Source organism: Candidatus Eremiobacteraceae bacterium (assembly GCA_036511855.1).
In the GTDB taxonomy this organism is placed as follows: domain Bacteria; phylum Vulcanimicrobiota; class Vulcanimicrobiia; order Eremiobacterales; family Eremiobacteraceae; genus JABCYQ01.
Window position 1 is genome coordinate 1 of the sequence record DATCBN010000049.1, and the last position, 24,104, is coordinate 24,104.

General features: G+C 62.0%; 22 protein-coding genes and 1 tRNA gene. 12 read left to right on the plus strand and 11 right to left on the minus strand.

What is annotated here, in order from left to right:
- Positions 1-104 precede the first annotated feature (104 nt).
- Together VII69_07130 and VII69_07135 are read left to right on the plus strand one after the other, a co-directional pair.
- On the plus strand, positions 105-932 hold the full coding sequence (locus VII69_07130) for a RelA/SpoT domain-containing protein (protein HEY5094867.1): 828 nt from the start codon (positions 105-107) through the stop codon (positions 930-932).
- Positions 929-1,195 carry a hypothetical protein gene (locus tag VII69_07135; GenBank protein HEY5094868.1) on the plus strand — a complete coding sequence of 89 codons (267 nt, stop codon included), beginning with the start codon at positions 929-931 and terminating at the stop codon, positions 1,193-1,195. Before VII69_07130 ends, VII69_07135 begins: the two co-directional genes overlap by 4 nt.
- Before the next feature lie 21 nt (positions 1,196-1,216).
- Here VII69_07135 and VII69_07140 read toward each other — a convergent pair whose 3' ends face one another.
- Positions 1,217-1,417: a hypothetical protein gene (locus VII69_07140; GenBank protein ID HEY5094869.1), complete on the minus strand. Its 201-nt coding sequence runs from the start codon at positions 1,415-1,417 to the stop codon at positions 1,217-1,219.
- Between the two features lie 918 nt (positions 1,418-2,335).
- Between VII69_07140 and VII69_07145 the strand changes: the two genes are divergently transcribed.
- Positions 2,336-3,355 carry a tyrosine-type recombinase/integrase gene (locus tag VII69_07145; GenBank protein ID HEY5094870.1) on the plus strand — a complete coding sequence of 340 codons (1,020 nt, stop codon included), beginning with the start codon at positions 2,336-2,338 and terminating at the stop codon, positions 3,353-3,355.
- Positions 3,356-3,450: 95 nt separating this feature from the next.
- On the opposite strand, the gene VII69_07150 is transcribed toward VII69_07145, so the two are convergent.
- From VII69_07150 to VII69_07160, 3 genes are all read right to left on the minus strand, one after another.
- Positions 3,451-3,528 (minus strand) — tRNA-Pro (locus VII69_07150).
- Positions 3,529-3,622: 94 nt separating this feature from the next.
- Complete coding sequence (locus VII69_07155) at positions 3,623-4,297, minus strand: hypothetical protein (GenBank protein ID HEY5094871.1); 675 nt, start codon at positions 4,295-4,297, stop codon at positions 3,623-3,625.
- The gene (locus VII69_07160; GenBank protein HEY5094872.1) at positions 4,294-5,748 is read right to left on the minus strand and encodes a PQQ-binding-like beta-propeller repeat protein; all 1,455 of its coding nucleotides are present in this window, start codon (positions 5,746-5,748) and stop codon (positions 4,294-4,296) included. The genes VII69_07155 and VII69_07160 overlap by 4 nt, the downstream gene beginning before the upstream one ends.
- Positions 5,749-6,105: 357 nt before the next feature.
- On the opposite strand from VII69_07160, the gene VII69_07165 reads away from it, so the two are divergent.
- From VII69_07165 to VII69_07200, 8 genes are all read left to right on the plus strand, one after another.
- Positions 6,106-6,987 (plus strand): xanthine dehydrogenase family protein subunit M, encoded by an 882-nt coding sequence (locus tag VII69_07165; GenBank protein ID HEY5094873.1) that lies wholly within the window; start codon positions 6,106-6,108, stop codon positions 6,985-6,987.
- Positions 6,987-7,499, plus strand: coding sequence for a (2Fe-2S)-binding protein (locus VII69_07170; GenBank protein ID HEY5094874.1), 513 nt, complete (start codon positions 6,987-6,989; stop codon positions 7,497-7,499). Before VII69_07165 ends, VII69_07170 begins: the two co-directional genes overlap by 1 nt.
- A 15-nt stretch (positions 7,500-7,514) precedes the next feature.
- The gene (locus tag VII69_07175) at positions 7,515-9,881 is read left to right on the plus strand and encodes an aerobic carbon-monoxide dehydrogenase large subunit (GenBank protein HEY5094875.1); all 2,367 of its coding nucleotides are present in this window, start codon (positions 7,515-7,517) and stop codon (positions 9,879-9,881) included.
- A gap of 3 nt (positions 9,882-9,884) precedes the next feature.
- Positions 9,885-10,337, plus strand: coding sequence for a carbon monoxide dehydrogenase subunit G (locus tag VII69_07180; GenBank protein HEY5094876.1), 453 nt, complete (start codon positions 9,885-9,887; stop codon positions 10,335-10,337).
- A 54-nt stretch (positions 10,338-10,391) separates the two neighbouring features.
- On the plus strand, positions 10,392-11,399 hold the full coding sequence (locus VII69_07185) for an XdhC family protein (protein HEY5094877.1): 1,008 nt from the start codon (positions 10,392-10,394) through the stop codon (positions 11,397-11,399).
- Positions 11,396-12,334, plus strand: a complete 939-nt coding sequence (locus VII69_07190) for a MoxR family ATPase (protein ID HEY5094878.1) — start codon at positions 11,396-11,398, stop codon at positions 12,332-12,334. The genes VII69_07185 and VII69_07190 overlap by 4 nt, the downstream gene beginning before the upstream one ends.
- Positions 12,335-12,342: 8 nt before the next feature.
- On the plus strand, positions 12,343-13,554 hold the full coding sequence (locus tag VII69_07195) for a VWA domain-containing protein (GenBank protein ID HEY5094879.1): 1,212 nt from the start codon (positions 12,343-12,345) through the stop codon (positions 13,552-13,554).
- 173 nt (positions 13,555-13,727) lie between these two features.
- On the plus strand, positions 13,728-15,095 hold the full coding sequence (locus VII69_07200; GenBank protein ID HEY5094880.1) for an alkaline phosphatase family protein: 1,368 nt from the start codon (positions 13,728-13,730) through the stop codon (positions 15,093-15,095).
- Here VII69_07200 and VII69_07205 read toward each other — a convergent pair.
- The 3 genes from VII69_07205 to aroQ form a co-directional block, all read right to left on the minus strand.
- Positions 15,014-15,649 carry a GNAT family N-acetyltransferase gene (locus VII69_07205; GenBank protein ID HEY5094881.1) on the minus strand — a complete coding sequence of 212 codons (636 nt, stop codon included), beginning with the start codon at positions 15,647-15,649 and terminating at the stop codon, positions 15,014-15,016. The genes VII69_07200 and VII69_07205 overlap by 82 nt on opposite strands.
- A 14-nt stretch (positions 15,650-15,663) precedes the next feature.
- Positions 15,664-15,963 carry an HU family DNA-binding protein gene (locus tag VII69_07210; protein HEY5094882.1) on the minus strand — a complete coding sequence of 100 codons (300 nt, stop codon included), beginning with the start codon at positions 15,961-15,963 and terminating at the stop codon, positions 15,664-15,666.
- An 85-nt stretch (positions 15,964-16,048) separates the two neighbouring features.
- Positions 16,049-16,513: a type II 3-dehydroquinate dehydratase gene (gene aroQ, locus VII69_07215; protein ID HEY5094883.1), complete on the minus strand. Its 465-nt coding sequence runs from the start codon at positions 16,511-16,513 to the stop codon at positions 16,049-16,051.
- On the opposite strand from aroQ, the gene hslO reads away from it, so the two are divergent.
- A complete protein-coding gene (gene hslO, locus VII69_07220; GenBank protein HEY5094884.1) occupies positions 16,512-17,444 on the plus strand; it encodes an Hsp33 family molecular chaperone HslO in 933 nt (310 codons plus the stop codon). The genes aroQ and hslO overlap by 2 nt on opposite strands.
- Here the strand turns inward: hslO and tyrS are convergent.
- From tyrS to gatA, 4 genes are all read right to left on the minus strand, one after another.
- The gene (tyrS, locus tag VII69_07225; GenBank protein ID HEY5094885.1) at positions 17,437-18,633 is read right to left on the minus strand and encodes a tyrosine--tRNA ligase; all 1,197 of its coding nucleotides are present in this window, start codon (positions 18,631-18,633) and stop codon (positions 17,437-17,439) included. The genes hslO and tyrS overlap by 8 nt on opposite strands.
- Before the next feature lie 133 nt (positions 18,634-18,766).
- On the minus strand, positions 18,767-21,196 hold the full coding sequence (locus tag VII69_07230) for an endonuclease MutS2 (protein HEY5094886.1): 2,430 nt from the start codon (positions 21,194-21,196) through the stop codon (positions 18,767-18,769).
- Positions 21,193-22,644: an Asp-tRNA(Asn)/Glu-tRNA(Gln) amidotransferase subunit GatB gene (gene gatB / locus VII69_07235; protein HEY5094887.1), complete on the minus strand. Its 1,452-nt coding sequence runs from the start codon at positions 22,642-22,644 to the stop codon at positions 21,193-21,195. The genes VII69_07230 and gatB overlap by 4 nt, the downstream gene beginning before the upstream one ends.
- Positions 22,641-24,098, minus strand: a complete 1,458-nt coding sequence (gatA, locus tag VII69_07240; protein HEY5094888.1) for an Asp-tRNA(Asn)/Glu-tRNA(Gln) amidotransferase subunit GatA — start codon at positions 24,096-24,098, stop codon at positions 22,641-22,643. The genes gatB and gatA overlap by 4 nt, the downstream gene beginning before the upstream one ends.
- Positions 24,099-24,104 lie beyond the last annotated feature (6 nt).

Genomic DNA, 24,104 nt, shown 5'->3' on the forward strand with positions numbered 1-24,104 from the left:
CGAAAGGTACGGGCTCATTCATCTCGTGGGCGACGACGTAATCGACGCAGTCGATGTGTCGAAGGCCTCTCAAGGCGAGATCGTGTCGCTCGCTAAAACATAACGTGAATCTGCTGCCGGATAGCAGTACAGCCGTGGAGAATTGCGTCTCCGTGGCCTACTCTAAGAGTCAAATCGAGAAGCTTGGCGAGCGCCTGAGGGTGTCTCAAAAAGAGTCCGATTTACGAATGCTAGAGGAACACAGGCTTTCATTTGGCGAGATCAGCCACAGTACGGCGAAGCGCGTGATGGAACTTCTTAACGTGCCGGCCGTGGAGCGGCCTGCTAAGCAAACACTATCTATCATCGAAAAACTGAACCGTGAGAAAACCAACTTGGCTCGGATGCAAGACTTGGCAGGTTGTCGCATTGTTGTTCCATCGCTTAGCGATCAAGACTTCGCGATTCGCGTACTATCGGCGGAATTCTCGGATACCAAAGTAGACGATAAACGAGACAACCCACGTCACGGATACAGATCCGTCCACCTCATTTCTAAGATCGATGGAAAACTGATTGAATTGCAGATCAGAACGCCAAGTCAAAATGCATGGGCAAACATAGCGGAACGAACCTCAAGAGTTGTGGACCCTGCAATTAAGTATGGCGGGGGGCCCGCCGATATTCAAAGAAAGCTAAAGGTGTTCAGTGATAGTCTTCACACGTTAGACCTGGTTTATCAAGTTGCAACCGCCGCGTTACTCGCCAAGGATACTCCGCCGACGGCCCTAACGAGTGCGCTCTTGGCCCTATTTCCGCAAGATCAGGTAGGCGGGGGCGAACCCACGAAACGAAAGAACTATATTGACGAATTACAAGATTTAGCTCTAAGTAGGGCGATTGCTGACGGCGACGAACTTGTCGCCGAGGTCATCAGGATAAAGGGCTCATGACACACACACCCAAGGTGTTCTTAATAGTATACGATCGCGCCTCAAAGAAGCTAGTCACCTTTCGAGAGTTTGACTATGCGTCCAGAGATGAGGCGCAGAAGGAGCGCTTCAAAATTGAACTGGAGGCCGCACACTCCGGTAGCAAGATTGAAGCAGTTATCCTCGTTGCGAATTCGGAAGAAGAGCTAAAAAGCAGCCACAGCGGCTATTTTCAAAATGTCACGACGATTGTCACCTCGACGTCGTCAACACCCACTATTTGAGTTAGGTCGCTACCACGCGACTCATTTCAGCCACTTCGCCAACTGATCGGTTTCAACGTTTAGGACCAGAGCCTCCATTATCTGGCTCTCTGTAGTCGCTATGCCGCTGGCTCGAAGGTCGGCCTTGGCATAGCTGAGCCGGCGCTTCACCTCGGGCGAAATGTACAGGGTCGTCTTGACTTTTTCAACGGGTGCGGCCTTGCGAGGCTTCTTTGTTGCCATGCGGCGGAATACCCTGTGACGGGACGCTTACCCTTTGTGTTCTTAAGGCGAAAGGTTATGACGGCATAAATGGTGTAACGGCGTCGTCACTTGCGCCACTCGGCGCGAAAGGGGAGAATCAAATGCACGTATCGCGAACGATTGGCCGCGAAAGCAAACTTGATTGGTGGCGACCCGTTCAAGCGGTGATTAGACCGCTGCTCGAGCTTACGGCAGCGGTCATCGACAACCCACTAGTGCGATGGTGGTCGAGTTGAAGCAGACGTACAGGGATCACAAGTCGCCCTCTGGGTTCAGGTCTGAGTCGGCTTGAGGCTTCGGGTCTTTAATGCTGTGCGGCTCGCAAACCGGGCAGAGCAGCGTGAACTTTACGCCGGCGGCGGTCCTGGCCATCCCGTATTCCCAGCCGGCGGGCGGCTTCACCTCAATGCCGACAAAACTGGCGCGACACTTCAAAACGACCCTGCGGGAGTTGTGCGGGGCGCACCCACTGCATCCCGCACACTCACAGGTGTGCGATCGATTCAACATTTATTATCCTTTCAATAGACCCCCGAATTTTCGACGACGGACGGGAGTATCCATAGGTGAGCAATCGGCGCGTCCACGGCGAAGGCTCGATTCGCCAACTACGGAGCCAATCGATTTGAAGAACGAGGACGTCCTCACAACGTCAGAGGCCGCGCAAATGTTGGGCTGCGATGCGAAGACAGTTCGGGAAATGGGGCGCAAGAACCGGCTCAAGTGCTTCATGGTCGGCAGTCGCATGCGTTTCTTGAAGACCACGATCGAACGGTATATGGGGGTAATCCGGTGAGCAATCGACGGCGTGGACGCGGCGAGGGCTCCATCTCGCAACGCAAAGACGGCCGGTGGCGTGCGCGCCTTTCGCTTGGAGTCGGTAGCGATGGGCGCCGGATGCGTCAAGAAATCGTTGGCCGCACCAAGGCCGACGTCACGGACGAGCTCGTCCGGATGCGCGTGAAGTATTCCAAGCAGGGGCGCGTCGAGGCGCTCAAGACATCGATGAGCGATTACCTGACGGAATGGCTTGAGCGCAAAAAGGACGCGATCGCCTTCAAGACATACGAGTTATACGACGGCGCTATCCAGAAGCACATCGGCCCGATCGGACGGATCTCGGTTTCCAAGCTCACGACGGCCAATTTGGAATTCATGCTCGGACGCATGAAGACAAACGGCACCGGCGCCCGGATGAGGCAGATCGTCCGCGGTGTGCTATCTATGGCGCTTACCGAAGGCGTCGACCGTGGCATAATCGACCGCAACGTCTGCGCGCCTATCACGAAGGCCAAAGTCACCCCCAAGGCCATAAAGCCGCTGAATCGCGACCAGGCCCGCGCTCTACTGGCCGCCGCCGCGTCCGATCCGCTGGAGGCGCTCTATTGCCTCGCGGTGGCTACGGGAATGCGTCAAGGCGAGTTGTTGGCGCTTCACTGGTCCGACGTCGACTTCGCGGGCTCGCAAGTCTCGGTGCGACACACTCTTACTCGAATCGAGTCTGGGGAGCTCGTGAGGGGCGACACGAAAACCCCTGCCGGCCGCCGGTCGGTCGCGCTACCGGCCGTCGCCGTCGAATCATTGCGGCGACACCAACAGCGAGCGTTCGAAGACGGCAAGCGGGCTCATCCCTGGGTCTTCTGCGACGCCGCAGGGCAACCGCTTACCAAGGGATGGCTCGTCGTACAATCGTTCCAACCGCTTCTGAAGCTCGCCGGCCTGAGCCCGATCCGGTTCCACGACTTGCGCCACACGGCGGCCACGCTTCTTCTGGCCGATGGACAGCACCCGAAGATCGTTCAGGAAATGTTGGGCCACTCGAGCATCTCAATCACGCTAGACCTTTACTCGCACGTCACGCCTTCGATGCAGCGCGGGTCGGCTGACCGTATGAACGCGATACTAAGCGCGAGTTGACCGCCTTCATCTACAATGGGGGCGCTGTGGGGGTCACCGGGTCGAATGGCAAGGAAATGAAAAATCCGCAATCCCTTACGGAGCGGACTTTTCTTTGGTCGGGCCGACTGGATTCGAACCAGCGATTTCCTGCCCCCCAGACAGGCGCGATAACCAGGCTTCGCTACGGCCCGATGCCGTGGATATTGGGTTCTAGGCTTTTCTTGGCTTCTCCCACTTCTTCAGAGGGGCGTTTAGTGGGCCTGCGGGCTCTTCGTGAGCTCTTGACTATCTGAATTTCGATAGATCGACGGGCTCCGTGTAGCTCCTGCCGTATGGATCGGTGATCCGCAAGGTCGCTTTGAGCCCAGCGATGTCAGATCCACGCTTGGTCAGCGGGCGAAGGTCGAATCGATAAGCATTGTAGCCAAGCCAGCGCAGGACGTGACTTTTGTTCGCCAGGTTGTAAAAATCAATAGTCGGTCCAAAAATCGATTTCGAGATTGGCCTCAAAGTGCCGAAACCGCGGACATCCAATATCGGACCCGAGTACTTCGTTAAAAAATTCTGTTCGTCCGCATCCTTGCCTGCGCTATGTCCGACAACGACGACGTCGATGGAATACGGCGTCGCCGCACCTTGCAGATCCGTCGCCGTCGGTGCATGACCTTGAAAAGCCGCGACGTAGCTCGCGTAGCTCACACGTTCATAGGGCGTGCCGACGATGATAGCGTCGACCGAACCGTCTCCGGGCGCGATGGTCAGCGCGTCAGGTCTGGCGAATACCGTATACATCGAGACTGGAAATCCGTTGTGTCCAGCCGCCGACTCAAATCCGGCTTTCTCTGCGGCGAGCAAATCGGCGTTCGAAAGTTTGGGCTCGAACCCAGCGGCCATCGACGCCGATGAAGCGATCAACATCGCCGCCACCGCGATCCCCGGCCCAGGCCGGATATTCCTCATAGCGAGAAGATATAGATCGTGGCCGAGCCCGTCGCGCCTGGCCATATCGAACGCGACACATTGCCCGAGTCGGCGACGACATACTCTTTGCCGTGCTCACGATAAGCGACGACGCCGCCGGCCATCGCACCGGTCGTCTTAGACTGATACAATATCTTTCCGGATTTTGAATCGAACGCGAAGAACGTGCCGCCCATGTCGCCGGTGAATGTGACGCCGCCCGATGTCGGCGACACGCCGGCGAGCGCCGGTCCCGGTGTCTTGTCTTGCCACACGACCTTGCCGGTGTCTGCATTCAAGGCGGTGACCCAGCCGTGCGACAGGGCATACGGCCCGGGCACGAATGACCCGCCGAGGAAGAATTTACCCGCGACATAGCGCGCTTCACCCAGCACGTATTTGCCGCACCATTCATTTGATCCGACGATCACCTCGTTGCGGTCGAGCGCGTATGCGGGGCCGTTCCACTCGACACCCCCGACCCAACCGGGGCATACCTGAGATCCTTGGACGGTCGCTGCGGAATTTTGATTGAGGATGGTTCCGACCGCTGTTTTGAACACAACCGCATGCGTCGCTCGATCGAGGCCATAGACAAATCCATTTTTGCCGCCGAATACCACGAGGTTTTTCCCGGCCGCCGTCGTGATCAACATCGGCGCGGCGCCTAGATCGTAGTCGTGCACATCGTGCGGCACGAGCTGATAATACCATTTCAATTGTCCGCTTTTGGCATCGAGCACGACCAGCGAACATGTGTAGAGATTCGCACCCGGCCGGTAGTCGCCGGAAAAATCCGGCGCTGGATTTCCGACCGGCACGAATAACTCCCCGGTTTGCGGATCGAGCGTGTACGTCGTCCACGTCGAGCCGCCGCCGGTCGCGGCCGTGGACGCCTTGCCCCAGGTGTCGGCGCCCGCTTCCTTGCCCATCGGGATCAAATCAAAAGCCCAGACTTGATGGCCGTCGCTCGCGCCGAAGGCCATCATCCGTCCGCGAGCGCCCCAGTCGGCCCCAGCGATGCCGACGTAGACCGTGTCGTTCCACACGATAGGCGCTGCGCTCAGAAAATCGCCTTTGGTCGAGTCGCAAACGTTCACGTTCCAGAGCATCTTGCCGCTTGCCGCATCCAACGCGAGAAGATGGCAGTCTTGCGTGTCTCGATACAATTTGCCGCCGTCGAGCGCCACGCCGCGGTTGGTATTGAAGTTCAGCGGCGTCGCCGGCACGTACGTCGATTTCCAAATCGACTTGCAGTTGGTCGCGTCGATCGCGTAGGTCGTGTTGACACTTGTGAAATATAAAATGCCGTCGGCGATCACCGGACCAGCCTGAAATGCGCCGGTCTCGCCGGTTGGAAATCTGCAGGCGACCTTGAGGTTCTTCACATTACTGACGTTGATTTGGTTGAGATCTTGCCAGCGGTCGCCCGCGTACGATCCGTTGAACATGGGCCATCTCTCCGCCGTATCGAACGGAGTCGTCGCGGGCGAAGCTGCAGGGGCGCCGGCGCCGCCTTGATTTTGGCTGCAACCTGAAGAAACAATGATTGCGGCGACTGAAATGACACAGGCGCACGTTGCTGCACTAAGGCGGGCAATTCGCATAATCGCAGCATTACTCCACGGGCGACGCAATACGTAGGCGGTGCCGACATTTGATGCCCCGCCGCTTCTTTCCGTTGCCGCCCGGCTAGCCAGATTCGTTAGAAATCTTCCAGCCAGAGAGCAAGTATTACGAGGTCGAGCATTTCGCGGGCGCGAACGGTCCTGACCCCACTGCACTCCAGCGGAGACTTGGAGGTTCGCGTGTTTCCTGCACAGTTCGAGTATCGGCGCGCCCGATCCACTGAGGAAGCGCTGTCGGCACTAGCGCAGGCCGGCTCCGATGGCCGCATCCTCGCCGGCGGCCAGAGCCTGATTCCGGCAATGCGCTACCGGCTCGCGCAGCCGGCCGTCCTTATCGATATCAACCCCATTCAATCATTGGACTATCTGCGCGAGGCCGGCGGCAGCCTCGTCATCGGTGCGTGCGCGCGCGATTTCGCCCTCGAGACCTCGAAAATCATCGGCGAGCGATACCGCTTGATCGCGGACGCATCGAAGGTGATCGCCGACCCGGTTGTTCGCCAGATGGGCACGGTCGTCGGCAGCCTTTGCCACAACGACCCTGCGGGCGACTGGCCCGTCGTCGCGCTCGCGTCCCGCGCGCAAATCTTGGTTCGGGGCGCCAAAGGGGACCGCACGATCGCGATCGACGACTTCATCGTGGACTCGTTCGCGACCGCGGTGCAGGAAGGCGAGCTTGCCATCGAGGTGCGCATCCCCACACCGGGCGATCGCACGTCGGGCTCCTATCAAAAGATGGAACGGAAGGTCGGAGACTTCGCGACCGTTGCGGCCGCCGTGCAGATCACCCTTGCCGCCGACGGAAGCGTCGCCGACATCGGGGTAGCCGTCGGCGCCGTCGGACCGAAGGCGATGCGTGTCGCCGCGGCCGAGAAGCTGCTGAAGGGCGCGAAACCCACGAAAGAGTTGATCCGTGCCGCAGCCGAGGAGGCGACGAAGATCGCCGACCCCACGGCGGACAATCGCGGATCGGTCGAGTTCAAGAAGGCGATGAGCGGCGTGCTCTTGCGGCGGGCGCTTGAAGCGACGTTCGAGCGTCTAGGCGTCGGAGGACTAAAGTGATGAAGATCAACGTGAAAGTGAACGGCACGGCGTACGAACGCGATGTCGAGCCGCGGACATTGCTCGCTTACTTCTTGCGTGAGAACATCGGGCTGACCGGCACGCACGTCGGGTGCGATTCGTCGAGTTGCGGCGTGTGCGTGGTCGTCCTCGACGGCACGCGAGCCGTGAAATCGTGCACTATGTTCGCCGTCCAAGCCGACGGCCACGAGATCATGACTGTGGAAGGGTTGCTCAAAGACGCCAAGCTGCATCCGCTTCAGCAGGCGTTCTGGGATTGCCACGGTCTGCAATGCGGCTACTGCACGCCGGGCATGCTGATGACGGCTTATACGTTTCTCCAACAAAACCCGGACCCAAGCGAGCATGAGATCCGGGAAGGCATCTCCGGGAATCTCTGCCGTTGCACGGGCTATCAGAACATCGTGACATCGATCCAGCAGGCGGCCAAAGAAATGAAGGGCGCGAAGGCGCCCGCGACTCCGGCGGCTGCCGAAGCCGCGACGGCGTAGACGGGGGGAATGACGATGAGTGTGACAGAGCCGAACCGGCACGCGATGGGCGTCTCCATGAAGCGCAAAGAGGACCCGCGTTTCATCCAAGGTAGAGGTCGATACGTCGACGACATCTATCTGCCCAACATGCTGCACCTCGCGCTCGTGCATAGCCCGTATCCGCACGCGCGCCTGAAGAGCATCGATAAGTCCGCCGCGATGAAAGTGCCGGGTGTCCTTGCGGTGATCACCGGCGAAGATCTCGCCGGCGCGGGCCTGGCTTGGATTCCCACGTTCCACGGCTTCGACAAACAGATGGTGCTCGCTGTCGGCAAGGTGCTCTACCAATACCAGGAAGTGGCCGGCGTCGTCGCTCAAACGCGCGACGCGGCGCACGACGGCGCCGCACTGGTTGAAGTGGACTACGAGCCGCTCCAACCGGTCGTCGATCCATTCATCGCCAAGACCGACAAGACTATCCTGCGCGACGACCGCGAGAACAAGACCAATCACATCTACCATTGGGAAGTCGGCGAACGCGATCAAACCGATGCTGCCCTCTCGAAATCCGACGTCCACATCAAGAACCGCATCTACTTCCAGCGTTGCCACCCCGCGCCGCTCGAGCCATGCGGCATCATCGCCGATATGAACAAGGCCACCGGCCGGCTCACGCTTTACTTGACGTCGCAGGCGCCGCACGCGCACCGCACGGTCGTCTCGCTCGTGACAGGCATCCCCGAAGACAAGATCCACGTCATCTCGCCGGACCTCGGCGGAGGCTTCGGCAACAAAGTCCCGGTGTATCCCGGTTACGTCGTCGCGGCCGCCGCGTCGGTGATCATCGGCGTGCCCGTGAAGTGGATCGAGACGCGCACCGAAAATCTCACAACCACCGGATTCGCGCGCGACTATCACATGGACACCGAGATCGGCGCCACCAAAGACGGCCGCGTGACCGCGCTCAAAGTGACCACCACCGCGGATCACGGCGCGTTCGATGCGGCGGCCGACCCGCGCAAATATCCCGCAGGCCTTTTCGGCATCGTCACCGGTTCGTACGATTTTCCGTCGGCGTTCGCCGAGGTGGACGCATACTTCACGAACAAAGCGCCGGGCGGCATCGCCTACCGGTGTTCGTTCCGCGTCACCGAGGCTGCGTACGCGATCGAACGCGGCATGGATCTGCTCGCCGGCGAACTTGCCATGGATCCCGCGAAGCTGCGGTCCAAGAACTTCGTCAAGAAAGAACAGTTCCCGTATAAGTCGCCGTTGAACCTCGTGTACGACAGCGGCGACTATCAGGGCACGCTGGACAAGGCGCTCAATACGATCGGCTACGACGCATTACGGAAAGAACAAGCCGAGAAGCGCAAGCGCGGCGAACTGATGGGCATCGGCATCTCCGCCTTCACCGAAGTCGTGGGCGCAGGACCGGGCAAGTTCTTCGACATCATGGGTTTGAAGATGTTCGACAGCGCGGAGATCCGCATCCATCCCACGGGGTCGGGCATCGTGCGGGCCGGAACCAAGAGCCAAGGCCAGGGCCACGAGACCACGTGGGCGCAGATCGTCGCTGAGGAGCTCGGCTTAGATCCACAAAACCTCATGGTCGAGGAAGGCGATACCGATACCGCGCCGTACGGGCTCGGCACGTACGCGAGCCGCAGCACGCCGGTCGCGGGCGCGGCGCTCGCGATGGCATCGCGGCGCATCCGCGAAAAGGCGAAGAAGATCGCGGCGCATCTGCTCGAGGTCGCGGAAGCCGACGTCGAGTGGGTCGACTACAAGTTCCAAGTCAAGGGCGCACCGAGTAAGAACGTCACGATGAATGCCGTCGCGTTCGCGGCGTACACGAACCCGCCGCCGGATTCAGAACCCGGCCTTGAAGCCACGTACTACTACGATCCGCCGAACATGACGTTTCCATTCGGCGCTTACATCGCAGTGGTGGATGTCGACAAGGAGACGGGCACCGTGAGCGTGCGCCGGTTCCTCGCGATCGACGACTGCGGCAATATCATCAATCCGATGATCGTCGAAGGGCAGATACACGGCGGGTTGGCGGAAGGCTTCGCGATCGCATTCATGCAGGAGATCAAGTACGACGCTGAAGGCAATAATCTCAACACCAACTTCACCGAATATCTCGTTCCGACGGCGCTCGAGACTCCGCACTGGGAGACCGACAAGACGACCACGCCGAGCCCGCATCATCCCTTCGGTGCAAAGGGCGTAGGCGAAAGCCCGAACGTCGGATCGCCGGCAGCGTTCGTGAACGCGGTCATGGATGCGCTGTCGCCGCTGGGCGTGAAACACCTCGACATGCCGCTCACGCGCGATAAGGTGTGGCGGGCGATCCAAGACGCGCAATCCTCGGCGCCGGCGCCACGAGCGTAGCCGATGGATCTGAAGTTCAACGGCCAAGAACGAGTGCCGGCCGCGCTTCCCAAAGTGTGGGCGTTCATCAACGATCCGCAACGCGTCGCGTCATGCTTGCCTGAAGTCGAGGATATCGCGGTGCACGACCCGCGCAACTTCGACGCGACGGTGCGCGTTGCCGTCGGACCCGTGCGCGGCAAGTTCAAATTCAAGATACAATTGGACCCGCAAGCCGACGGGAGGCACATCGTCCTTAAGATCGGCGGCGGCGGTTTTGGTAGTGTCGTCGACCTCACCGCCAACGCCGAGCTCACGGACAACGGCGACGCCTCCACGACCTTGGACTGGAATGCCAGCGCCACCATGCGAGGGCCGGTGGCAACGGTAGGCGGGCGCGTGCTGGATGCCCAGGCACAACGGGTGATCAGCACGACATTCGCCAATGTCAAAGCGAAGCTGACCGAGGCTGCATAGTACACGGCAGCGGTGGAGGCGGCGCGCGCCTGACGGTGTCGCGCACAGAGCAGGATGCATTACTTCGATAGACCGGCCGAACTCGAGCAGGCCCGCGCAACGTTTGCCGTTGCCACGGTCGTGGCGCGGCGTTCGCCTGTCAGCTCGCATCTCGGCGATCGCGCCGTCGTGCACGCGGACGGCAGGATGGAAGGCTTCGTCGGCGGGTCCTGTTCGCGCGACTTGGTCCGCCGCGAGGCGCTGCGTGCGATCCAGACCGGCAAACCGCGGCTGCTGCAGATCCGGCCCGACAACGATTCCGACGAACATCCGGATTCGGCCGATGGGGAACGGGTGACCGTACCGATGGGGTGTGCTTCCAACGGCGCCGTCGATGTGTACATAGAACCGCACGTTCCTCCGGGGCTGCTGCTCGTGGTCGGGTATACGCCGGTCGCCGAAGCGCTCGCGCGTATCGCCGCTGCGGCGCAGCAGTTCGACGTCGTGCGAGTGGCCATCGATGCAGAACTGCGCGATCTCGAGACCATATCCGGCGTCAGGGTCCTCGCGCTCGGCGCGCTCGAGCCGTTCTTGGCGGCGCTCGATCCCGCTGCACGCTCGCGGCTCGTCGCGATCATCGCATCGCAAGGCCACTACGACGAAGCGGCGTTGGAAACGCTTCTCGCCGGACCTGCGGCCTTCGTCGGACTCTTGGCAAGCCGGCGTCGCGCGGCCGCCATCCGCGGTGTGCTCGCGCAGTCGGGCACCGGCGCCGAAGCGATCGCTCGCATAAGAAATCCGGTCGGCATGGACATAGGCGCGCGCAGTGCCACCGAAGTCGCGATCTCGATTCTCGCAGAGATCGTGTCGGAGTCTTCGAAGCGCGCGGCGCGCGCGCCCGAGCAGACCGACTTTGGATCGTATGCCGCGGATCCGATATGCGGCATGGACGTCGACGTGCGGAGCGCACGATTCGCGGCCGAGCATCGCGCGAACACTATCTTCTTCTGCAGTGCGGGCTGCCGTGCGGCCTTCTTGGCCGATCCTGAGAAGTACGCGATCGCTTCGACGAGCCTGCCGTGAATTCGGACCGGATCAGCGAAGGCTTCGCGAGCCGCGGCTACATCGCGGGGCCCGATCTTGCCACCGCGCTTGAGCTCTCGCTCGCGCTCGAAAAACCATTGCTGATCGAGGGTCCCGCGGGTGTCGGCAAGACCGAAAGCGCTAAGGTCCTGGCGGAAGTGCTGAACACCCGTCTCGTCCGGCTTCAGTGCTACGAGGGTCTGGACGCCGCGACTTCGCTCTACGAGTGGAACTACCCGAAGCAGATGTTGCGCATCCGCCTCACCGAGAACGACGGTTCGTCGGTGGATTCGCGCGAAGCCGAGATCTTCAGCGAGCCGTTTCTGCTGAAGCGCCCGCTGCTCGAAGCGATCACCGAAGAGCGCGCACCGGTTCTGCTCATCGACGAAGTCGATCGCGCGGATGAGGCCTTCGAGGCGTTCTTGCTCGAGGTGCTCGGCGAATTCCAGGTCACGATTCCTGAGGTCGGCACGATCCGGGCGCGTCACCGGCCGGCGGTCATCCTCACGTCCAATCGCTCTCGGGAACTGTCCGATGCGCTCCGGCGGCGGTGCCTTTACTCTTGGATAGACTATCCGGACCGCGAGCACGAGGTCGCCATCTTACGCGCGCGCCTGCCGGAGATCGACAGGCGGTTGGCCGATCAGATAGCGCGATTCATGGAGTACCTTCGCGCGCAGCCTTTTCAGAAAGTGCCCGGCATCGCCGAAAGCTTGGATTGGGCGCGGGCCCTCATGCAGCTGCACCGCGGTGCGATCGATGAGAAGACGATCGAGCAGACCCGCGGATGCTTCCTCAAAGTGCAAGAAGATTGGGAGCAATTGCGGGCGCAGCGCGACCGTTATCAGGTGCTGATCGCGCCACCCGGATCGAGCGAGGAAGCGCCGTACGCAACGGACTACGGCTTGGGTTCGGTGCAGGCACACAGCGGCTGAGCGGGCACATGTCGGAATATGGCGGCGATCTCACCTCCAACGTCGTCGCGTTCTGCCGGACGCTTCGAAGCGACCTCGGATTCCATGTCGGACAGGACGAAGCCCACGATGCGCTTCGGGCCGTAGAAGTCGTCGGGGTGCACGATGTCGCTCGCGTCCGCCGCGCGATGCGGCTCGTGCTCTGCACGAAGCCTGAAGAAGTCCAAGCGTTTGACGCTGCGTTCGACGCGTTCTTCCGGCACCCCGATCGGGGTGTCCGCCAAGACCATTACGCCCCACGCCATACGCGAAGCGCACAGGGCGCGCGCGAAGATCGGGAATCGCATTCCGGACAAACGCCCGGCAGCAAATCTAGCGAAGTCGCCGATGAGAGTGCTCTTGCGCCGGGTGAGTCGGCGCCCGCTGAGATAACGTCTGTCGGCGACGAGCGGCCAAGCGTCGCTGCCTGGGAATCCCTGCGCGCGCGATATAGCCCATTCGCCGGAAGCGCTGACGCACCCACGTTGACGCTCGAAGATTCGACGTCACTTTTGCGTCCGGCGAGCGATCTCGTGGCAAGCGTGCGCCTTGGGCGCGCGCGTCGCTGGCGAAGCCAACTCGTCGGGCCGCGGCTCGACCTGCGGCGCACGCTGCGCACGAGCTTGCAGACCGGCGGCGAATCGATGGTGATCCGAAAGCTCGGCCACCCTCCACGCAACCCGCGCTTCATCTTGCTCATCGACGGCAGCCGCTCGATGGCGCCGTTCGGCACGTTAATGCTCCGCTTCGGCTATGCGCTGTGCCGGCGTTGGCAACGCGCACATATTTTCGTTTTCAGCACTTCGTTGCTCGACGTCACGAGAGACGTGCGCAAGTGGATGCGGATCAGGGAACACCGATTGACGCGGCTCGGCGAGGCTTGGGGAGGCGGCACACGGATCGGGGAGAGTCTTCTTGCGTTCGTGCGGGATAACGGGGCTTTGCTGACCGACGATACGGTCGTACTGATCTACAGCGACGGCATGGACGTCGGCGAAGTCTCGGATCTTGCGCGCGCGATGCGCGAGCTCGATCGTCGGACTGCGGCTGTCGTGTGGGTGAATCCGCTTGCGAACACGCCGGGTTACGAACCTTCAGCGCGAGGAATGCGAGCGGCGATGCCGTTCATCTCGGCATTCTTGGGGATTCGAGATGCCGGCGACTTCGCCGCACTATCGCGCGCGGCCGCGCGCACGCGATAACGGTTTTTGTTTTTCATGCTCGGCTATATGACCTGAAAATTTTGGACAACTCCGTCCCTTACTGTGGCCTATGGCGCGTGCGTCGGGACTATTGGTGAAAGGTAATCGCGCTTTAGCCGGAGCAAGGGAGTAATGTCCTGCTTATTACGTTTCTTCAAAATGGATGGGATTCAATGTCGAGAATTTTTCCCGCGATCGCAGCATTCGCGTGCGCGCAGCTCTTCACGTGGAGTTTGGCCAGCGCGAGCAGCAGCATTCCGCAGATCCAGCATGTCATCATCATCATGCAAGAAAACCGGTCTTTTGACAGTTACTTCGGCACCTATCCCGGCGCGAACGGCATCCCGATGAAAAACGGAATGCCGAACGACTGCAATCCGGACCCGCAGACGAAACAATGCGTCTATTCCTATCACGAGCACATGGAGAAAACCTACGGCGGCCCGCACGACTCCTCGGCCGAGATAAAAGATGTGGACGGCGGGAAGATGGATGGGTTCGTGGCACAGGCAAAAATCGGGCAGAATTTTGGCGGCTCGGAGGTGATGGCGTATCACGATGCGCGCGAGATCCCCGACTATTGGGCATTTGCGCACAACTACGTCTTGCAAGACGCCATGTTCTCGTCGACCACGGAGTGGAGCTTGCCCGCGCACCTTTATCTGGTCTCAAATTGGTCGGCCACGTGCGCCGTGCTGAACGACCCTCTCTCATGTCAATCGTCAGACCCATGCTGCCTGCCTCAGCCCGGTGGAAATGCCTGGACCGACATCACGTGGCTGCTGCATCGCTCCGGCGTGTCTTGGAAGTACTACGTTTTCCCAGGCCAGTCGCCCGATGTGATCAACCCGGGTGAAGACGACGGCGTCCACGGCATCTACGTGCCGCAAAGCGCCACCATTCCCACCGATTGGAACCCGTTGCCGTTATTCACGGACGTAGCAGAAGACAATCAGCTCGGCAACATCGTCGACGGCGGCGGATTTTACGCCGACGCGAGACACGGCCGACTGCCGGCAGTGAGTTGGGTCGTTCCCGATTTTCACACCAGCGAACACCCGAACGCGAACCCACGGGTCGGCATGAAGTACGTCTCGGGTCTCGTCGATGCCGTCATGTCGGGGCCCGATTGGAATTCGACCGCGATCTTCGTCAGTTGGGACGATTTCGGTGGACTTTTCGATCACGTGGTGCCCCCCACGATCGACTCATACGGGTATGGCATCCGCGTGCCCGGTCTTGTGATCTCACCGTGGGCGAAACACGGATTCATCGACCATCAGTTGCTGAGCTTCGATGCGTACAACAAATTTATCGAGGACCTATTTCTCCGTGGTCAGCGGATCGATCCCACGATGGACGGACGCCCGGATAACCGGCCCGACGTACGCGAGAACTATCCCGGTCTCGGCGATCTGTTGAACGATTTCGATTTCTCGCAGTCGATCAGGTACAGTAACTACGGGCGCCCCACCATCACGACCCACTCGCCGCCGGGATCGCGGGTGCGACCCACTTCCATGAACCGCGCGCGGGAGTAGACAGCCCTAGCCGGCGCGTTGTCGGGGCGCACTTCCAATCGCAGTTCTTGAACGCCCCGGTCGCGGAGGTATGCGAGCCCGGCGCTCACGAGCGCGAAGGCGACGCCTCGGCCGCGTGCGTCTGCGGCGGTGGCGATGTTCAGGAGTTGTGCGTCGCCACTCGTGCGAAACTCGCCGGCTGTACGAGAGAACGCCATTTTGTTGCCGAATAGGCGAAGCACGTGCGCCCAAACTATTCCATATCGCCCGCATACCGCGCGCCATGCCCAGCGCAGCGGCGCAAGCCTCATAATCGCCTGTCGTCGCAGGCCGCCCACGGATGACGTGATAAACGCGTAACCGAGCAACGTGCCTGCGGCATCGCGCGCGGCGAGAAACCCGCCCGGTTCGACTTCTCGCGCGAACGACCAGACGTCGATCATCGCTTCCGGGCGCGGTGGATCACCGTAGATGTATGAGGCGCCTTCATGAAAGGCTTCAAGAAAAACCGCCACCGCAGCGCCCATCTCATCGGGCCGGATCGGCCCCACGTCGAGCGCGCTGGGAAGCGCCATCGCGCCGGCCCCGGCTAACGTTTCTTCGCTTTATTCACCGAATCACGCAGGTCTTTACCGGCGTGAAAAGCGGGGACCTTGCGGGCGGGAATGGTGAGCTTCTCACCGGTCTTCGGATTTCGGCCCTCTCGTTTTTGACGCTCGCGCACTTCAAAGCTGCCGAATGGGATGAGTTGGACCTTTTCGCCTTTTTGCAACGTCTTCTTGATCTGGTCGAGAACCGCGTCGACGATCAAGCCTACTTCGCGTTTGGTGGTCTCCTTCTCCGTGGAAACCGACTCTGTGACTGCATCGATGAGCTCGGCCTTGGTCATCGGAATCCTCCTCCGGCGATGCCACGAAATATATCGAAGGCTGCGGCTTAGACCGCGCGCAGGACAATCCTCCCCGCGCGCGGGCTCAATCCCTTTGTTTGTCTAGCATTGCGGCGACGGCCCGCAGCGCGAGCAGATAGGATTCCGCACCGAATCCGGCGACGACGCCATCCACCGCCGGGGCGATCACCGACGAGCGCCGGAAAATTTCGCGCGCGAAGATGTTCGTCAGGTGGACTTCCACTTTAGGGACGCGCGCAGCGGATAACGCGTCGCGGATCGCAAGCGAATAATGCGCGTACGCGCCCGGATTGATGACGATCGCCGAACCGGCCGCGGCCGCGGCGTGGACGGCATCGATGATCTGGCCTTCGCCGGAATGCTGCGATGACGAGACTTCGCAGCCGAGCTTCCCGGCGAGCGCGCGGATCGACGCGTCGATGTCGTCCAAGGTGGCGGCGCCATAGACATCGGGTTCGCGCGTGCCGAGCAGGTTCAGATTCGGCCCGTGGATGACGGCGACCGATTTTCTTGCGTTGGCGGCGTTCATGGCGCGGCTGGTTCGGCAGGAACGCGTCGCGCTCCGCTCTGAAATCGGCACCATGGAGTCGGACTATCTCTCATCGGCGATGGCTGCCGGCGATTCGGTGCTGGTCATCGCCGTGCGGACCACGCGCGTGGTCACGGACGCACAGGCTCGTCACGGATGCGGACCCACCGTCACTGCCGCGCTCGGCCGCCTTCTCACCGGTGCGGCGCTGATGGGCTCGTCGCTGTCGGGCCGCGACCGGATCGCGCTTCAAGTGACGGGCGACGGACCCGTCCGCAGGCTCACCGCGGAGGCCATGTCGGGCGGCCGCGTGCGAGGCTATCCTCAGCGGCCCGATGTCGACGTCCCTTTGAACGCGCGCGGAAAGTTCGACGTCGCCGGGCTCGTAGGCAGCGGCTCGCTGCATGTCACGCGGACGTTCAGCGACTTCCAACCTTATACGAGCGCGGTGCGGCTGGTCAGCGGCGAGATCGGCGAAGACCTAGCCCACTACTTCGCCAGCTCCGAACAGATCCCGACGATCGTCTCGGTCGGTGTGATGGCCGGGCCGGCCGGCGTGATGGCGTCGGGCGGCTTGCTCCTCCAACTCTTGCCCGGCGCGGACGAAACGACGATTCGCGACCTCGAGTCGCGCGCACTTGCGCTGCCGGCTGTGAGCGGCATGATCCGCGAGGGCGCGCCTCCCGAGGCGCTGATCGATGCATATGCCGGCGCACTCTCGCCGCGTGCGACGGGGAAGCACGACGTCGCATTCGATTGCCCGTGCGACCGCGCGCGCGTCATCAAAGCGATGCTCGGGCTTGGGCGCCCGACGCTCGAATCGATGATCGTGCAAGACGATGAGACCGAGGCACGCTGCGATTTCTGCGGCGACGTCTACCGCTTTTCGCGCACGGAGCTGCGCGAAATCGTCACGGACGCGACTACGTAAGCCTGACGAATTGATGGTTGCCCTTTTGCAAGACCTTGCCTCGCCAATCGCTGACGGCGTGCTTTGCGTCGTCGATGCGAGTTCCGTCCACTTTGACGGCGCCGGCCGCGATCAGCCGCTGCGCGTCGCGGTTCGACTCGGCGAAGCCGGCCGCCACGAGCACTTTCGCCAACGTCGCCCCGCCTAGATCGGCCGGAAGAGCGAAGGATGGGATCTGATCGGGCATCTCCTTTCGGACGACCGTCTTTTCGAAGTGCGCGCGCGCACCTAGTGCAGCGTCGGCGCCATGATAGAGCCGCACGATGTCTTCGGCAAGCGACATCTTCGAATCGCGCGCCGAAAGCGCTCCCGAGCTCAGGTCGCTCAAAATCGCGTCGGTCTCGGCTTTGGTGCGCACGGCTGCGAGACGCCAGTAGCGTTCGAGGAGCGCGTCGGGCAGCGACATGATCTTGCCGAACATCTGCGCCGGCTCATCGCGCAGCGCGATGTAATTGTTCAGACTCTTGCCCATGCGTTGCACGCCGTCGGTGCCCTCAAGGATGGGCAAGGTCATGCAGATCTGCGGACGTCTGCCCATATCGCTCTGCAGCCGCCGGCCCATGAGTAGATTGAAGAGCTGCTCCGTGCCTCCCAGTTCGACATCGGCATCGAGCACGACCGAGTCGTACGCGACCGCGATCGGATACATGAATTCGTGCAGCCCGATCGATGCACCGTCGGCATACCGCTTGCTGAAGTCGTCGCGCTCGAGCATGCGGGCGACCGTGGTGCGCGCACACAACCCGATCACCTCGGCGAACGTCAGCTTGCCAAGCCACTCGCTGTTGTAGCGGACCTCGGCACTATCGATGTCGATGATGGCCGCGGCCTGCTCGGAATACGAGATCATGTCGGCCTCGACTTCTTCGCGAGAACGCGGCTTTCGCGAATTGTCGCGGCCGGTCGGGTCGCCGATCTGAGCGGTGAAATCACCGACGACAAGCACCGCTTTGTGGCCGCAATCTTGGAATGCCCGAAGTTGACGGAGCACCACAGCGTGGCCCAGGTGAAGCATCGGGCCCGAAGGATCTATTCCCAGCTTCACGCGCAACGGACGTCCGTCTCTTATGCGAGCGGCGAGATCTTCGCGCGTGACCACGTCGACGCACCGTTCGGCGAGTATCTCTACTTGTTCATCGGGGCTCAGCATCCGCCTGGTGTTTGGGGGCAAGCGCTGCTTGCCCTGGCTCCCTGTAGGAGGGCGAGCTACCCGTACTAAGGTGAGCAACGCTCACCCATTTTTTGGGCAAGCGATGCTTGCCCTAGTACGGTTGCCCTCCATATTACTTCAGCGAGATGACGGTGACGCCGGAGCCGCCTTCGCGGTCTGGTGCGAACGCGGTGTTTTCCACTTGCAGGTGGCCGCGCAAGAACTCGCGGATGCCGCGGCCCAATTGGCCCGTGCCTTTGCCATGCAACACGCGCAACTCGCGCAATCCCGCGAGGCTTGCGTCATCGAGCGCTTTGTCCACGATCGGCATCGCTTCCTCAACGCGCATACCCCGCACATCGACGCGCGTGGAAGCCAGCTCCGCCGCGGCATGAAGTTCGCCGCTGCGCTTATTGCCCGGCGGCCGAGCAGGAGCTCCGGCGGCGGGACCTTCAAGCGACAAATCCGCGGGTGCTACGACGGTCTTCGCATTGCCGATCGTGACCAGCACGTCGCGGTCGTAGACATCGGCGACGATTCCTCTCGTGCCGAACGTTCGCACAAACACCGCATCGCCGACACGAAATTGCTGACGGGCGCCGTCGCTTGCGCCACTCGCATCGGTGGCCGCCGCGCGCGACGTCGAGCGTTCGTGCGGTTCTAGGCCAAGACTGCGCCGCATCTCGGTCAACGTTCGGTCCAGTGCCTCGTCGGATTGCGGAACCGGTTTGATGCGCTGACGGCGTGTGTCGGCGGCGCCTTGTTCTGCCTTCGCACGGACTTCTTCTTCGACTTCCCGCACTGCATGCGCCAACGTTTCAGCCGCCTTGCGCTCGAAGCCGGCACGATCCGCTTGCGCTTGCGCGAGCTGATCGCGTAGACCGGACTCCAATTCCACGGCGCGCCGTCGCTGGGATTCCAAGTCTTCGACCTTCGCGCGGAACTGCTCGCGCTGGTCGGCAAGCGACGCGAAGACGCGCTCGAGGTCCATCGCCTCGGCGCCGAGCAGGACTTCCGCTCGCTGGATCGTCGCGGGATCGAACCCGATCGCTCGCGCGAGGGCAAAAGCCAGCGAGCGGCCCGGCACGCCGACAAGCAGCAGGTACGTGGGCTCGTTCGTCGCGGGATCGAAGAGCATCGATGCGTTGGCGACGCGGTCGTGATCGGCCGCGAAGATCTTCAGTTGCGTATAGTGCGTGGTGACGATCGCGCGAGCGCCCGCAGACAGCATCGCTTCGATGAACGCCTGGGCAAGCGCAGCACCCGCACCCGGCTCCGTGCCGCTGCCGATCTCGTCCACGAGAATGAGTGAGCCGGCTCCGGCGCGCGCCTGCGCCGCTCGAAGCGCCCGCAGATGAGCGGAAAATGACGAGAGATTCTCAGCAATCGACTGCTCGTCGCCGATCACGCAAGCGATATGGTCGAACGCGCCGATGATCGTGCCGGCGGCGGCCGGTAGGGGGATGCCGGCGTACGCCATCACGCAGAAAAGTCCGACGGTCTTCAGCATGACCGTCTTGCCGCCCATGTTCGGTCCGGAGATGATGAGCGCGTCGAAAGCATCGCCGACGTCGATGTCCAGCGGCACGGCGACGCGCCGCAGCAGCGGGTGACGGCCGCGCACGATCCGCACGATGCGTTGCTCCGAGAGCGAGGGGCTGCCGGCTTCGACGGACACAGCCCAGCGAGCGCGCGCGCCAGCGCAGTCGAGGCGAGCGCTCAAGCCTGCGTTTGCGGCGAGCGCATCGGCTTGGGCCGCGGTCAAGCCCGTCAGCTCCGCGAGAATCCGAGCGACCTCACGTTCTTCCGCGGTCTCGAGGCCGCGCAGGCGATTGTTGGCCTCCACTGCCGCCATCGGTTCGATGAAGACGGTCGCACCCGAGGCGGATTGATCGTGGACGACGCCCGCGAACTGCGACGCGTACTCGACGCGGACCGGCACGACGTAGCGCCCGCGGCGAACCGTGACGATCGGCTCCGAGAGCATCTTCGCCGTATCGGGATTGCGAGTGATCGACTGACAACGCTCGCGCACTTCATCGTGCAGCGCGCGCTGCTGCCGGCGGATTTTCGCGAGCGCAGGCGACGCCCTATCCGCGACCTGGCCGTCCTCCTCCAACGCAGACGACAGCCGCGAGATGAGCGTGCCGGTCGGCGCGAGCGTGAGCGCAAGGGCCAAAAGGGGCGACCACCGGTTTGCAGTCCCCTGCCTTTTCGCGCCGGCGATACTGCGGCAGGCGGTGACGAGCGACGTCTCATTGTCCGCGATGCGCCGCAATTCCACGCCCGAAAGTGAGCCGCCGACCACCGCTCGTTCCAACGTGGCCGCCATATCCACGACGCCGGTCAGCGCAAAGTCGCCGCCCGACCGGATGAACGTAAGCGTGTCGTCCACGAGCGCGAGCTCGGCGGCCGCGGCCGCGAGATCGGTGGTGGGCTTGAGTTCGAGCACGGACAATCTGCCCGGTTCACTCGTGGCGCGCGTGGCGATCTGTGCGAGCACGACGTCAAATTCGAGCGCGGCGAGCGCCGCGTCGTCAAACGCGGCCTCGGAAGCGGTCATCCCAAGCGTTCCTTCAGCAGAGCCCTGACGATATCGACGTTTGCTTTGCCGCGGCTTTCCTTCATGACTTGGCCGACGATGAAGTCGAACGCATTGACTTTGCCGCCTTTATACGCATCGACCGATTTTTGATTCGCGGCGATAGCCCGGTCGACGATGTCGGCGATGGCCTGCCGGTCGGTGACGGCTCCGAGACCGCGCTCTTCGACGATCGTCTTCGGATCACGCCCTTCGACGACGAGCACGTCGCAGATCTCCTTCGCGGCCTTCCCGGTGATCGCGCCGCCTTTGACCATGAGGATGAGATCTCCAAGCTGTGCGGCGGTCATCGGCGATTGCGCGAGGGTGAGCTCGGCGGCCTGCAGTGCTCGCCTGACATCCCCCATGAGCCAGTTCGCTGCGAGCTTCGCATCTCCGCAATGCGCGGCCACCGCTTCGAAGAAGTCGGCATCGGAGCGCTCGGTCGTCAGGACTGCGACGTCGTATTCCGCCAAACCGAACGCCGCGACGAGCCGCTTTCGTTTCGCGTCCGGCAGTTCGGGCAATTCCGCTCGCCATGCGTCAAGCAAAGACGCATCGAGCGCCATCGGCGCGAGGTCGGGCTCGGGGAAATAGCGATAGTCGTGCGCCTGCTCTTTCGAGCGCATCGAATAGGTGAGGCCACGGTTTTCATCCCAGCCGCGCGTTTCCTGAACGATGCGCTCGCCGGTTTCGACGCAACGCCGCTGGCGCTCGATCTCGTGTTTCACGGCGCGCCCCACCGAGCGAAACGAATTCATGTTCTTGACTTCGGTCTTGGTGCCGAGCGCTTCGGCGCCTCGCGGCCGGATCGAAACGTTGGCGTCGCAACGAAGCGAGCCTTCGTGCATCTTGACATCCGATACGCCGATGTACGACAAGACCGCTTTGAGCTCGGCGAGGTAGGCCTCGGCCTCATCCGGCGTTGCGAGGTCGGGCTCGCTCACGATCTCCATCAACGGAACCCCGGCGCGGTTGTAGTCGATCAGCGTGTATTCCGACCCGGTCATGCTGCCGCCGTGGTGAAGATTCTTGCCGGTGTCCTCTTCCAAGTGGATGCGGTTGAGCCGCACCGATTTGCCGGAAGGCAGCTTGACCGTTCCGCCGGTCGTGAGCGGCATATCGTACTGTGATATCTGATAGTTCTTCGGCATGTCCGGATAGAAGTAGTTCTTGCGGTCGAATTTCGAATGCGGCGCTACCGCACAGCCGAGGGCGAAGCCGGCCTTGCAGAGGTACTCGACGGCGCGCCGGTTGATGACGGGCAACGAGCCGGGCATACCAAGGCAGACCGGACAGACGTGCGTGTTCGGCTCGCCCCCGAATTCGTTGAGGCATCCGCAGAACATCTTGCTCGCCGTGGAGAGTTCGACGTGCACTTCGAGACCGATGACCGCCTCGTAGTCGGACGTCTTCATCTCGATCGTCATGCGGCACCGACTTTCGGCGATGCAGCCCACGCGAAGCGCGTCGCTTGCTCGTAGGCGTGAGCCACGCCGAGCATGCGCCCCTCTTCAAACGCCGGCGCTGCGATCTGCAAGCCGACCGGCAGCCCATCGATATAGCCGGCAGGCACCGACATCGCCGGAATGCCGGCCAAACTCATCGGAATCGTGAAGTAGTCCATGAGATACATGGCAACGGGATCGGATTTCGCGCCGAGCGGGAACGCAGGACAGGAAACGGCGGGGCACGCGATCGCGTCGCACGCCACGAAGGCCTCGTCGAAGTCTTTCTTCATCAACGTTCTGACCTTCTGCGCGCGCACGTAATATGCGTCGTAGTAGCCCGAACAGAGCGCGTACGTGCCGAGGATGATCCGGCGTTTGACTTCGGCCCCAAAACCCGCAGCACGGGTCTGCTCGAACATCTGATAGACGTCACCGTCCCCGGCGACGCGCACGCCGTAGCGGGCTCCGTCGTACCGCGCTAAGTTCGACGAGCATTCGGCCGGCGCGATGAGATAGTACGTGGCCAAACCGTACTTGGCGTGTGCGAGCGAGACCGGCACGAGAGTTGCGCCAAGACGTTCGAGTTCGGCGTACGCCGCTTTGTAAAGCCCGGCCAGCTTGGCGTCGCCGGCGATGCTCGCTTCGAATTCTTGGACGATGCCGATGCGCACGCCGCGCAAATCATCGCGCAGCGCATCGGCGTAGTGCGGAACGGGCACGTCGATGCTTGTCGAGTCCATCGGGTCGTGGCCCGAAATCGCTTCAAGCGTATCGGCTGCATCACGCACATCGGCCGTAATGGGACCGGCTTGGTCGAGCGATGACGCGAATGCGATGATGCCGTAACGGCTTACGCGGCCATACGTCGGCTTCACGCCGACGACGTTGCAGAAAGAGGCCGGCTCGCGAATAGAGCCCCCGGTGTCGGTTCCGAGCGCGATCGGTACCGAGCGGGCGCCAACCGTGCTCGCGCTGCCGCCCGACGATCCGCCCGGCACGCGATCTGTATCCCACGGATTGCGTGTGGGGAAGAACGCGGAGTTTTCGCACGACGAGCCCATGGCGAATTCGTCCATGTTCGTCTTGCCGATGATGACCGCGCCCGCCGCTTCGAGCTTGCGGACGACCGTCGCCGAATACGGCGGCACGAAGTTCGCCAGGATCTTCGATCCGCTCGTCGTCGTGACGCCTTCGGTGCAGAACAGATCTTTGACGGCGACCGGCACACCCGCGAGTATGCCGCAGTCTTCGCCGCGGGCCAGCCGTGCATCGATTTCGGCCGCGCGCTTCAGTGCGCGCTCGGGCAAGAGCGTCAGATACGCTTTGATGATGGGATCGGCGGCGGTGGCGGCATCGAGGGCGGTGCGCACCGCTTCAACCGAAGAAGTCTCCCGCTGCGCGATGCGTTCGCGGATGTCGTGGCCGGTCAGCATGCGTCT

What these genes read in the sequence shown, in the direction of transcription:
- gatB (HEY5094887.1), bottom strand. Translation starts at nt 22,644, where the DNA reads ATGACGATCGAGATGAAGACGTCCGACTACGAGGCGGTCATCGGTCTC.
- VII69_07195 (HEY5094879.1), top strand. Translation starts at nt 12,343, where the DNA reads ATGTCGGAATATGGCGGCGATCTCACCTCCAACGTCGTCGCGTTCTGC.
- VII69_07140 (HEY5094869.1), bottom strand. Translation starts at nt 1,417, where the DNA reads ATGGCAACAAAGAAGCCTCGCAAGGCCGCACCCGTTGAAAAAGTCAAG.
- tyrS (HEY5094885.1), bottom strand. Translation starts at nt 18,633, where the DNA reads ATGCTGAGCCCCGATGAACAAGTAGAGATACTCGCCGAACGGTGCGTC.
- VII69_07210 (HEY5094882.1), bottom strand. Translation starts at nt 15,963, where the DNA reads ATGACCAAGGCCGAGCTCATCGATGCAGTCACAGAGTCGGTTTCCACG.
- gatA (HEY5094888.1), bottom strand. Translation starts at nt 24,098, where the DNA reads ATGCTGACCGGCCACGACATCCGCGAACGCATCGCGCAGCGGGAGACT.
- VII69_07185 (HEY5094877.1), top strand. Translation starts at nt 10,392, where the DNA reads ATGCATTACTTCGATAGACCGGCCGAACTCGAGCAGGCCCGCGCAACG.
- VII69_07155 (HEY5094871.1), bottom strand. Translation starts at nt 4,297, where the DNA reads ATGAGGAATATCCGGCCTGGGCCGGGGATCGCGGTGGCGGCGATGTTG.
- aroQ (HEY5094883.1), bottom strand. Translation starts at nt 16,513, where the DNA reads ATGAACGCCGCCAACGCAAGAAAATCGGTCGCCGTCATCCACGGGCCG.
- VII69_07145 (HEY5094870.1), top strand. Translation starts at nt 2,336, where the DNA reads ATGCGTCAAGAAATCGTTGGCCGCACCAAGGCCGACGTCACGGACGAG.
- VII69_07205 (HEY5094881.1), bottom strand. Translation starts at nt 15,649, where the DNA reads ATGGCGCTTCCCAGCGCGCTCGACGTGGGGCCGATCCGGCCCGATGAG.
- VII69_07135 (HEY5094868.1), top strand. Translation starts at nt 929, where the DNA reads ATGACACACACACCCAAGGTGTTCTTAATAGTATACGATCGCGCCTCA.
- VII69_07230 (HEY5094886.1), bottom strand. Translation starts at nt 21,196, where the DNA reads ATGACCGCTTCCGAGGCCGCGTTTGACGACGCGGCGCTCGCCGCGCTC.
- VII69_07170 (HEY5094874.1), top strand. Translation starts at nt 6,987, where the DNA reads ATGAAGATCAACGTGAAAGTGAACGGCACGGCGTACGAACGCGATGTC.
- hslO (HEY5094884.1), top strand. Translation starts at nt 16,512, where the DNA reads ATGGCGCGGCTGGTTCGGCAGGAACGCGTCGCGCTCCGCTCTGAAATC.
- VII69_07160 (HEY5094872.1), bottom strand. Translation starts at nt 5,748, where the DNA reads ATGTTCAACGGATCGTACGCGGGCGACCGCTGGCAAGATCTCAACCAA.
- VII69_07180 (HEY5094876.1), top strand. Translation starts at nt 9,885, where the DNA reads ATGGATCTGAAGTTCAACGGCCAAGAACGAGTGCCGGCCGCGCTTCCC.
- VII69_07175 (HEY5094875.1), top strand. Translation starts at nt 7,515, where the DNA reads ATGAGTGTGACAGAGCCGAACCGGCACGCGATGGGCGTCTCCATGAAG.
- VII69_07200 (HEY5094880.1), top strand. Translation starts at nt 13,728, where the DNA reads ATGTCGAGAATTTTTCCCGCGATCGCAGCATTCGCGTGCGCGCAGCTC.